Annotated in this window: 8 protein-coding genes; 3 read left to right on the forward strand and 5 right to left on the reverse strand. The window is 64.8% G+C overall.

Annotated features, from left to right (window positions below):
- Nucleotides 1-61: 61 nt before the first annotated feature.
- Complete coding sequence (locus tag VGI62_RS16975; RefSeq protein ID WP_331505712.1) at nt 62-847, reverse strand: RNA methyltransferase; 786 nt, start codon at nt 845-847, stop codon at nt 62-64.
- On the opposite strand from VGI62_RS16975, the gene bla reads away from it, so the two are divergent.
- Complete coding sequence (gene bla, locus VGI62_RS16980) at nt 846-1907, forward strand: class A beta-lactamase (RefSeq protein WP_331505713.1); 1062 nt, start codon at nt 846-848, stop codon at nt 1905-1907. The genes VGI62_RS16975 and bla overlap by 2 nt on opposite strands.
- A 96-nt stretch (nt 1908-2003) precedes the next feature.
- Nucleotides 2004-3221 (forward strand): NADP-dependent isocitrate dehydrogenase, encoded by a 1218-nt coding sequence (locus VGI62_RS16985; protein WP_331505714.1) that lies wholly within the window; start codon nt 2004-2006, stop codon nt 3219-3221.
- Nucleotides 3222-3225: 4 nt separating this feature from the next.
- On the opposite strand, the gene VGI62_RS16990 is transcribed toward VGI62_RS16985, so the two are convergent.
- Entirely contained in the window at nt 3226-3483 is a 258-nt protein-coding gene (locus VGI62_RS16990; RefSeq protein WP_331505715.1) for a hypothetical protein, read from the reverse strand.
- A gap of 139 nt (nt 3484-3622) precedes the next feature.
- Here VGI62_RS16990 and VGI62_RS16995 point away from each other — a divergent pair, with 139 nt between their 5' ends.
- On the forward strand, nt 3623-4003 hold the full coding sequence (locus VGI62_RS16995) for a VOC family protein (protein ID WP_331505716.1): 381 nt from the start codon (nt 3623-3625) through the stop codon (nt 4001-4003).
- 229 nt (nt 4004-4232) lie between these two features.
- Here the strand turns inward: VGI62_RS16995 and alaS are convergent, their stop codons facing one another.
- The 3 genes from alaS to VGI62_RS17010 all read right to left on the reverse strand — a co-directional run bounded on the left by alaS (nt 4233) and on the right by VGI62_RS17010 (nt 9208).
- The gene (gene alaS, locus VGI62_RS17000) at nt 4233-6881 is read right to left on the reverse strand and encodes an alanine--tRNA ligase (RefSeq protein WP_331505717.1); all 2649 of its coding nucleotides are present in this window, start codon (nt 6879-6881) and stop codon (nt 4233-4235) included.
- 244 nt (nt 6882-7125) lie between these two features.
- Nucleotides 7126-8196 carry a recombinase RecA gene (recA, locus tag VGI62_RS17005; RefSeq protein WP_331505718.1) on the reverse strand — a complete coding sequence of 357 codons (1071 nt, stop codon included), beginning with the start codon at nt 8194-8196 and terminating at the stop codon, nt 7126-7128.
- A 373-nt stretch (nt 8197-8569) separates the two neighbouring features.
- Complete coding sequence (locus VGI62_RS17010; protein ID WP_331505719.1) at nt 8570-9208, reverse strand: outer membrane protein; 639 nt, start codon at nt 9206-9208, stop codon at nt 8570-8572.
- Nucleotides 9209-9648 lie beyond the last annotated feature (440 nt).

Raw genomic sequence — 9648 nt, forward strand, 5'->3', positions numbered from 1 at the left:
GCGCCGGCCATGGGCGCCTGGACGATCGGGATCCTCAGGTTGTCAAGCAAGGCTCTCAGGCTCATGCGCCTTCTTCCTTCGACTTCTTTTCCGCCAACTTCGCCAGCACCCGCCCGCGTCCCTTGGAGAGCGCTGTCACAACGCCGCGGAAGGTGCGCACCTCCTGGTCGGTGAAGCTCGCGCGCCCCAGCGCAGAGCGCAGGTTCTGGACCATAGACGGCCGCTTCTCCGGTGGATGGAAGAAGCCCGCGTTGTCCAGTTCGCGCTCGAAGTGCTCGTAGAGCCCCAGCATCGCAGCAGCATCCGCCGGCGGCGGTCCGTTTCGGAAGGCCTGCGGGGCCTCCTCGGTGACCGTCATTCGCCACTCGTAGGCCGTGATGGCCACCGCCTGGGCGAGGTTCAGGGACTTGAAGCGCGCGTCGACCGGCAAGGTGACCACAGCCTGGCAAAGGGCGATGTCGGCGGTCTCGAGCCCAGCCCGCTCCCCGCCGAACAGCAGGCCCGCCTTCAGTCTCTCGCCAATGGCTCCCGCAAGATTCCTGGCCGCCCCCCGCGGGGTCAGCACCGGTAGCTGCAATTCTCGAGGCCGCGCGGTGGTGGCGTAGACCAAATTGAGGTCGGCGATCGCCTCTTCCACCGAGCCGAACACTCGCGCCGCGTTCAGCGGCCAGTCAGCGCCCGAGGCCGAGGCCCAGGCTCGTTCTTGCGGCCACCCATCCCGCGGATTGACCAACCGCAACTCCAGCAGGCCGAAGTTGGCCATCGCCCTGGCCGCTGCGCCGATGTTCTCCGCGAGCTGTGGCGCGTTCAGGATAATGACAGGTGCGGCGAGAGAGGCTTTGGCCATGACCCGGTTACAATCGCTTGGCTCGATCAACGCAAGCCTCGGCAAGCGCGAATTGCTGATCGGCGGTGCGGGCCTGATCCTGGCCGGATGCCAGCGCAGCCTGCCGCTGACGACCGCCTCACGCACGCCCCGGCTCGACATGAAGCGGCTCGACTCCGAGGTCGGCGCGCTTGCTGCGCGCGCCGTCCCAGGGATCCTCGGTTTCGGCCTGATGAACCTGGAGAGCGGGGAGTCCTGGGTCCGGCTGGGAGACCGCCCCTTCCCGATGATGAGCGTGTTCAAACTGCCGCTGGGCGCCGCCGTGCTCTCCGAAGTCGACGCCGGGCGGCTCGCTCTGACGGAAATCCTGACGTTCTCTGAACTGGATCTCTCGCCGCCGCTTTCACCGATCGCTGACGCCTGGCCGGGACGGACCGCCTATACTGTGGCGGAGCTCTTCTCCGCCGCGCTCGGCGAGAGCGACAACACCGCCGCCGACGCATTGATGAAGCGCATCGGCGGTCCCGGCGCGGTGAACAGCTGGCTGCAGGCCAGGAAGATCGACGAGGTGCGGATCGACCGTTACGAACGCGAACTGGGCCCCGACGCCCTGGGCATGGCTCCTTTTCGGGCGGCGTGGCGGGGCGAGGCCGCCTTCAGCGCCGCCGTGGCGAGCATAGCCCCCGAGCGCCGCCATGCGGCTATGGTCGCCTACATGGTCGATCCGCGTGACACCGCCAGCCCGCGAGGGATGCTGGGTTTCTTGCGCAGACTCGCCGGCGGCGAGCTCATCTCGCCCGCCTCCACCCGCCTCTTGTTGACCACCCTCGAGCGCACGCCACGCGGTATTGATCGGATCAGGGCCGGCCTGCCGAAGGGGGCGAGCTTCGCCCACAAACCGGGCACATCCAGCTCCGACCAGGGCCTGAGCGCGGCCTTCAACGATGTCGGGATCTTCACGCTGCCCGACCGCAGAAGCTATGCCATAGCGGCATTTCTCAGCGGTTCGACCGCGCCGGAGGCAAGTCGGGCCGCCCTCTTCGCCGACCTGGGCCGGATTTCCGCACGCAGCGTCGGCTAGCGCCATCCCACGTGCGCTGCCCAGCAGCCTTTGCGTCCGCGCCGACGAGGGTTATACGGCCCGAACCGTAGAGTTCGCCCGGAGCCCCTGCCCCTCATGGCAAAGATCAAAGTCGCCAACCCCGTCGTCGATCTCGACGGGGACGAGATGACCCGCATCATCTGGAAACTGATCAAGGACAAGCTGATCTTTCCGTTCCTCGATCTTCGGACCGAGTACTACGACCTGGGCATGGAGAACCGTGACGCCACGGACGACAAGGTGACGGTTGAAGCCGCCGAGGCGATCAAGAAGCACGGCGTCGGCATAAAGTGCGCGACCATCACGCCTGACGAGGCGCGGGTGAAGGAATTCAACCTCAAGCAGATGTGGAAGTCGCCCAACGGGACGATCCGCAACATCCTGGGCGGCGTGGTCTTCCGCGAGCCGATCATCTGCAAGAATGTGCCGCGCCTGGTGCCCAACTGGACCCAGCCGATCATCATCGGCCGCCACGCCTTCGGCGACCAGTACCGCGCCACCGATTTCAAGGTGCCTGCCGCCGGTAAGCTTACCATCACCTGGGAGGGCGACGACGGCCAGAAGATCGAGCACGAGGTCTTCCACTACCCCAGTTCGGGCGTGGCCATGGCCATGTACAATATCGACGACTCGATCCGCGACTTCGCCCACGCATCCTTCGCCTACGCGCTGGATCGGAAGTACCCCCTCTACCTCTCCACGAAGAACACGATCCTCAAGGCCTACGACGGGCGCTTCAAGGACATCTTCCAGGAGACCTACGACGCGGCCTACGTCGACCAGTTCAAGGCCGCGGGCATCACCTACGAGCACCGACTGATCGACGACATGGTCGCCGCTGCCCTGAAGTGGTCGGGCGGATTTATCTGGGCCTGCAAGAACTACGACGGTGACGTGCAGTCCGACACGGTGGCGCAGGGGTTCGGCTCGCTGGGCCTGATGACCTCAGTGCTGATCACGCCCGACGGCAAAACCATGGAGGCCGAGGCCGCCCACGGAACCGTCACCCGCCACTACCGCCAGCATCAGCGCGGCGAGAGCACCTCGACCAACTCAATCGCCTCGATCTTCGCCTGGACGCGGGGCCTGGAGCACCGCGCCAAGCTCGACGAGAATCCGGCCCTAGACAAGTTTGCCAAGACGCTCGAGCGCGTCTGCGTCGAGACCGTCGAATCCGGTTCGATGACCAAGGACCTGGCGCTCTTGGTCGGCGACACCCAAGGCTGGCTCACCACCGAGGGCTTTATCGACAAGGTCGCGTCGAACCTCGAGAAGGCGTTGGCGGCCGCCTGAGGCCTCAGCGTCCCTCAGTCCAAAGATCAAGCGGCTGATGCTCCTCGTGCCGAACGAGGACTATGTAGCCCGCGACGAACAGGAGAAAACCTACGAACAGGCCGGCCACGAAGCCGGCCGGCGTGGCGAACGCCAGCGACAGCCCAGCAATCGTGCTGCCCAGCACGACCATGCACCACCGCACGATGATGTTGAAAACCTTATAGGTTCTCTCGTGCGCCACGAGATTGGGATCTGTTGACGAGGGACTATCGTTGCTCATTTCGGGGTCTCCGAAGAACCTAGCCTCGTGTCAGCCTAGCGCGGCGCGGCGAGCTTTGGAATGACCGAACAACGATCTGTCGTTCTTGATGCGTTCACAAGATACCCTAAGATCGCGCCCGACTCTCGGGAGGCACGCGATGACTATCGGATACATCACCCTTGGCGCCCACGACGTCGAGAAGGCCCTGCCATTTTATGACGCCGTGCTCGGCGCGATCGGATATTCCCGTGGTCCGCTCGACGGCGGATGGGCGTTTTACGGCAAGGAGGGCGCGCCAAGCGTCGGGGTTTGTAAGCCGTACGACGGGCAATCGGCGCGGGGCGGCAATGGCATCATGATCGGCTTCCAGGCCGACACGAAAGATAGCGTGATCGCCGCCTACCAGGCCGCCCTTGCCGAGGGCGGAACCGATGAAGGGGCGCCGGGCTTTCGCCCGCCGCAGGCCACCAGTGGCTTCTACGGCGCCTACATCCGCGACGCGGCCGGCAATAAGCTCTGCGTCTACACGACGCTCTAAGCCTCGCCGACGAGGATAAAGTGGTCGGGCGAACAGGGCCTCCCACTAACCCTTTATCGAGGCTGTCGGCCATGCGGGGCGACCACCGTGCTGCGGGCGATGACCAGCATCGAGCCGGCCACCACGGGAGCCCGTGATCATCATCGCCCAGCTCGCCGGTTCCGGCAGGTTGGCCATGGCCGACTGGGTGAAAATCGCGGGCACGTCCGCATGGCGGTCTAGGGCGCAGTCAGGCGGCTATCGCAGCCTTGATGGCCGCCAAACCCTCAACGGCCCTTGCCCCGTCCGGAGCTCCGCCTTGCGCGAATTCCGGACGCCCGCCGGCGCCTTGCCCACCCATCATCAAGACCGCGGCCTTGGTGAGTTCCACGGCGTTGAACCTGCCCTGCGCCTCGCCGGTCACCGCAACCGCAACCGCCGCCTTGCCGTCGGAGGAGCCGATCAGCGCGATAACGCCGTCCGGGACCTGTTTGCGGAATTCCTCGACGATCGGCCGCAGATCCTTGCCGCCAACGCCGTCCATGACGCGAGCCATGACCTTGACGCCGCCGATGTCCTCCGGGCCAGCCGCCGATGCGCCGCCACCGCCGCCCATGGCGAGCTGGCGCTTGGCCTCGCCAAGTTCCTTCTCCAATTGCCGTCGCTGCAACTCAAGCGCAGCTACCCGCGCAGGGACCTCGGAGACCGGGACCTTGAATTGCTCCGCGAGCCCGCGAGAAACGGCCGCCTGGTCGAGCAGCCAGCGCCGGGCCGCCTCGCCGGTCAGAGCCTCGATGCGCCGCACGCCGGCGGCGACGCCCTGTTCCTGGACGATCTTGAAAACTGCGATGTCCCCGGTCCGCGCGACGTGGGTCCCGCCGCATAATTCCACGGAATAGGCGCCCTGCCCGGCCAACGCCTGACCCAGCGTCAGAACCCGCACCGTATCGCCGTATTTCTCGCCGAACAGCGCCATGGCGCCCGCCGCCATGGCGTCCTTGGGCGCCATCAACTGGGTTTCCGCCGGCACGTTCTGGCGCACGACGGCGTTCACTTCGGCCTCAATGCGATCGATCTCGCCCGGCGTCAGCGGCTGGCCGTGACTGAAGTCGAAACGGATGCGCTCGCCGTCGACCATCTGACCCTTCTGAGTCACGTGCGGCCCGAGCACGTTTCGCAGCGCGGCGTGCAGCAGGTGGGTCGCCGAGTGGTTCGAACGGGTCTGCGCGCGCCGCTCGGGGTCAACGGCCAGGCGCACGCGGGCGCCCGGAGCCAGCGCGCCCTCCAGGATCTCCAAGTCGTGGACGAAGAGATCGCCCGCCTGCTTCTGGACGTCGGTGATCCGAGCGCGGCCGCCTTCCCACTCAGCCTCGCCCTGATCCCCGGCCTGACCCCCGCTCTCGGCATAGAAGGGCGTGCGGTCGAAGACGGCCTGGACCTTGGCCCCCGCCACGGCGCCATCGATCTCGCGCGCGTCTTCGACAAGAGCCAGGAGTTCGCCCATGACCTCGACGTCTTCGTAGCCCACGAACTCCGTGGGGCCCAGCCGATCGCGGACGCCGAACCACTCAGCCGCGGCGGCCACCTGGCCGGAACCGGTCCAGGCTTCACGGGCTTGTTCGCGTTGCCGGGCCATGGCCGCATCGAAACCCGGCAGGTCCACCGTCAGACCTTTGGCGCGCACCGCGTCCTGGGTCAGGTCCAGCGGGAAGCCGTAGGTGTCGTAGAGCTTGAACGCCGTCTCGCCGGAAAGCACATCCCCCGCGTTCAGGCCGGCCGTGGCCTCGTCGAGCAGGCTCATGCCGCGGCCGAGGGTGCGGCGGAACCGCTCCTCCTCCTGGCGCAGCGTGTCAACGATTGCCGGCTCGGCTCGCTTCAGTTCCGGATAAGCCTCGCCCATTTGCTCGACCAGGGTCGGGACAAGCCGGTGCATCAGGGGATCGGCCGCGCCCAGCAGATGGGCATGACGCATCGCGCGCCGCATTATCCGCCGAAGAACGTAACCGCGCCCTTCGTTCGAAGGCATGACCCCGTCGGCGATCAGGAAACTTGACGAGCGCAGGTGGTCGGCGATGACCCGGTGCGAGGGGCCGTTGGAGGCGCCGCCGGACCCACCCACCAGTTCGCGGCTCGCCGCGATGATCGCGCGGAAGAGGTCGATGTCGTAGTTGTCGTGCACGCCCTGCAGGACGGCTGCGATGCGCTCCAAACCCATGCCGGTATCGATCGAAGGCTTTGGCAGGTTGGTGCGATCGCCGTTGGCCAACTGCTCATACTGCATGAAGACCAGATTCCAGACCTCCACGAACCGGTCGCCGTCCTCGTCGGGACTGCCGGGTGGGCCGCCCGGAATGTGGGCGCCGTGGTCGTAGAAGATCTCAGAACAGGGCCCGCACGGGCCGGTGTCGCCCATCGACCAGAAATTGTCGGCCGTTGCGATGCGAATGATCTTCTGGTCGGGGAGGCCCGCGATCTTCTTCCAGAGGGCGGCCGCATGGTCGTCCTCGGCATAAACGGTGACCAGCAGCTTCTCGACAGGGAGCTCGAATTCCTTGGTCAGCAACTCCCAGGCGTATTCGATCGCGCCTTCCTTGAAATAATCGCCGAAGGAAAAATTCCCGAGCATCTCGAAGAAGGTGTGGTGGCGGGCAGTGTAGCCGACGTTGTCGAGGTCGTTGTGCTTACCGCCGGCGCGCACCGACTTCTGGGAGGAGGCCGCGCGCGGCCAGGGCGAGGCCTCGGCGCCGGTGAAGTAGTTCTTGAAGGGCACCATTCCGGCGTTGACGAACAAGAGCGTCGGATCGTTCTGCGGCACCAGCGGCGCCGAGGCGACCACGGCGTGATCCTTCCGCTGGAAGTAGTCCAGGAAGTGACTACGGATCTGGTTCAGGCTCGCCATGGACCTTTGCAACTCTTCTTCGATATCGAGGGGTCGGTATGCCCCCCGTATTTGGGAACGGCTGCCCGTTTAGGAAACTTGCCTTCTCTAGCCCAGGAAAAAGCACCCTAGCCAAAGGAAAAGGACGCCCGGGGGTCCCGGACGTCCCTACTCCGATGTCGAGCGCTCGCGCGGGGTGGCGCGGACGAGCCGGTTGGCGGGGGGGCCCGCCGCGGACGCGACGCTCGCCAGGGGAACTTGAGGGCTATTCGTCGCCGGGCTCCGGGCCACCGACCAATAGCTCTTCCTCGATAACCGCTTTGGCTCCCCGCACCGCCTTTTCGATGTCGGCGGCGATGTCCGGATTGGCCTTCAGGAACTCGCGGACATTGTCGCGGCCCTGGCCGATTCGCTGGCTCGAGTAAGAAAACCAAGAGCCGGACTTCTCGATGACGCCGGCCTTGACGCCCAGGTCGATGATCTCGCCCAACTTGGAGATACCCTCGCCGTACATGATGTCGAACTCGACCTCGCGGAACGGCGGGGCGACCTTGTTCTTGACCACCTTCACGCGCACGTTGTTGCCGATGATCTCGTCGGCTCGCTTCACCGAGCCAGTGCGGCGGATGTCGAGCCGGACCGAGGCATAGAATTTCAGCGCATTGCCTCCGGTGGTGGTTTCCGGGCTGCCATACATCACCCCGATCTTCATGCGGATCTGGTTGATGAAGATCACCAGGGTCTGGGTCTTGGAGATCGAGGCGGTGAGCTTGCGCAACGCCTGGCTCATCAGCCGCGCCTGTAGGCCGGGCAGGCTATCGCCCATCTCGCCCTCGATCTCAGCGCGCGGCGTGAGCGCCGCGACGCTATCGATGACGATGATGTCCACCGCACCCGAGCGCACGAGGGTGTCGGTAATTTCCAGCGCCTGCTCGCCGGTGTCCGGCTGCGAGACCAGGAGCTCGTCGAGGTCGACGCCCAGCTTGTGGGCGTAAGAGGGATCGAGCGCGTGCTCGGCATCTACGAAAGCCGCTGTGCCGCCCGCCTTCTGGACTTCGGCCACCACGTGCAAGGCCAGCGTCGTCTTGCCTGAGCTTTCCGGCCCGTAGATCTCGACGATCCGCCCCTTCGGCAGGCCGCCAATCCCCAGCGCCATGTCGAGGCCGAGTGAACCCGTCGACACAGATTCGATCTCGACGATCTTGCCCTTGTCGCCCAGCTTCATCACCGAGCCCTTGCCGAAGGCCCGATCGATCTGCGTCAACGCCGCTTCCAGAGCGCGCTGTTTGTCACCGTCTTCACGAGCCACGAGCTTCAACACCGGTCCCTGCGCCATTCCCAATTCCCCTTATACCCACGATTCCGCCGACCGGGCGGTGGAAGCCGCGGCAGGACTCATGCGTACGCCTTTTGTTCTAAGTTCGCAAGATGTTCTCATCTATCGTTCGCGGGCGATGATGCACTTCACCGTTCGCGCGCGGGGACAGGGATATGGCTACCTGGCCGGATGAGCCGCATTTGAGGCGCCGCCCTCGTATGGCGTGTGGCTCAGAATTTAAGCCATGCCGCCGCCAATTCGCCGACGGCGCCTTCCAGCGTCCGGGCGACGGCGGCTCCAGACCCCTCTGAGAAAGACTTAGGCCCCGACCGGACCGAAGGCCCCCGGCCTATATGACCGGGGGCCCGCACGTGCAGCGGAGATCGCGGCGTCAGAATTTGTAGCGCAAGCCGGCAGCGATGACGTGGGTTTCGGTCTCAAGCTTGACGCTATAGTCGGTCCCACCAACGTCGACGGTTTCGTTGAAGCGCGGGCTTTCCACAAAGCGGTAGGAAAGATCAAGGCTGGCCTGCGTGGTCACCGCGTAGGAGGCCCCAGCGATCAGTTGCCACATGAACTCGTTCTTGCTCTCCGAGGCCCCTAGGATTTTGTACTTGGAAGAGCCGACACCGATTCCACCCCCGACATGGGCGACGAATGGGCCAATCGGCACAAATGCGTAGTGCGCGTTGACCATTAGGCCGAACGTTCGGACCGATGGATTCGTCTCCACGCCAACAATCTGGTCGAGATTGCTGGCTTTGATGTTGTTGTCGATGTTGAGCAACTCGGACTCGATCGCAATGCCGTTGGCATAGGATTGACCGACCGCTAGCGAAGCAAACAGGCCTGATTTTAGGTTTTCGTGCCCACTTCCAACGTCGCGAACGCTCAATGTTGTCTTCCCATCGAATCCACTGCCAAGCGAACCTTGGACGTAGAAACCTGCGTTGGTCTGAACCGGATCCGCAAGCGCAGTTGACGCACACCCGAAGACGGCTACCGTCGATATAAGCAGTGTCCTAAACATGATGCCCCCTAGATTGCGGGGGCCAATCGACTGGTTTTTAGTTAAATGGTGGTTAAATCCGCCGGGCCTTGATTTGTACGCGTATAACCATCGAGGAACTCAGGAAGTAATCCCCTTGGCGGAGGTCCCCAAGTTTGCGGGATCGGCGGTAGCGGCGCAAGGGGTTGGGAGATGCGCCGCTATGGAAAGGAAGCGACCCGCGACCTGGAGGGGAACCCCGCGTCGAGGAGAACCCCGCGTCCAGAGGCGCCCCTTCCACCTTACCGGCAGGGTACCAGCTTCACCGAGCCGTCGCGCTGCTGAACCATTGGGTAAGCCCGAACAGTCGGGGCACGCCGTTGATGGTGCTGCCGACCGATGGGGCCTTGCATGACCTTCACCGGGCCCTACCGCATTGTCGGAATGACGAAGGCCGAATCCTCGACCAGGCCTTCCGGCCA

It is taken from the genome of Phenylobacterium sp., assembly GCF_036495085.1.
GTDB lineage: Bacteria > Pseudomonadota > Alphaproteobacteria > Caulobacterales > Caulobacteraceae > Phenylobacterium.

Bases quoted from the DNA above. Each gene is read 5' to 3' on its own strand.
- VGI62_RS16985 (WP_331505714.1), top strand. From the start codon at position 2,004: ATGGCAAAGATCAAAGTCGCCAACCCCGTCGTCGATCTCGACGGGGAC.
- VGI62_RS17010 (WP_331505719.1), bottom strand. From the start codon at position 9,208: ATGTTTAGGACACTGCTTATATCGACGGTAGCCGTCTTCGGGTGTGCG.
- bla (WP_331505713.1), top strand. From the start codon at position 846: ATGACCCGGTTACAATCGCTTGGCTCGATCAACGCAAGCCTCGGCAAG.
- VGI62_RS16990 (WP_331505715.1), bottom strand. From the start codon at position 3,483: ATGAGCAACGATAGTCCCTCGTCAACAGATCCCAATCTCGTGGCGCAC.
- VGI62_RS16975 (WP_331505712.1), bottom strand. From the start codon at position 847: ATGGCCAAAGCCTCTCTCGCCGCACCTGTCATTATCCTGAACGCGCCA.
- VGI62_RS16995 (WP_331505716.1), top strand. From the start codon at position 3,623: ATGACTATCGGATACATCACCCTTGGCGCCCACGACGTCGAGAAGGCC.
- recA (WP_331505718.1), bottom strand. From the start codon at position 8,196: ATGGCGCAGGGACCGGTGTTGAAGCTCGTGGCTCGTGAAGACGGTGAC.
- alaS (WP_331505717.1), bottom strand. From the start codon at position 6,881: ATGGCGAGCCTGAACCAGATCCGTAGTCACTTCCTGGACTACTTCCAG.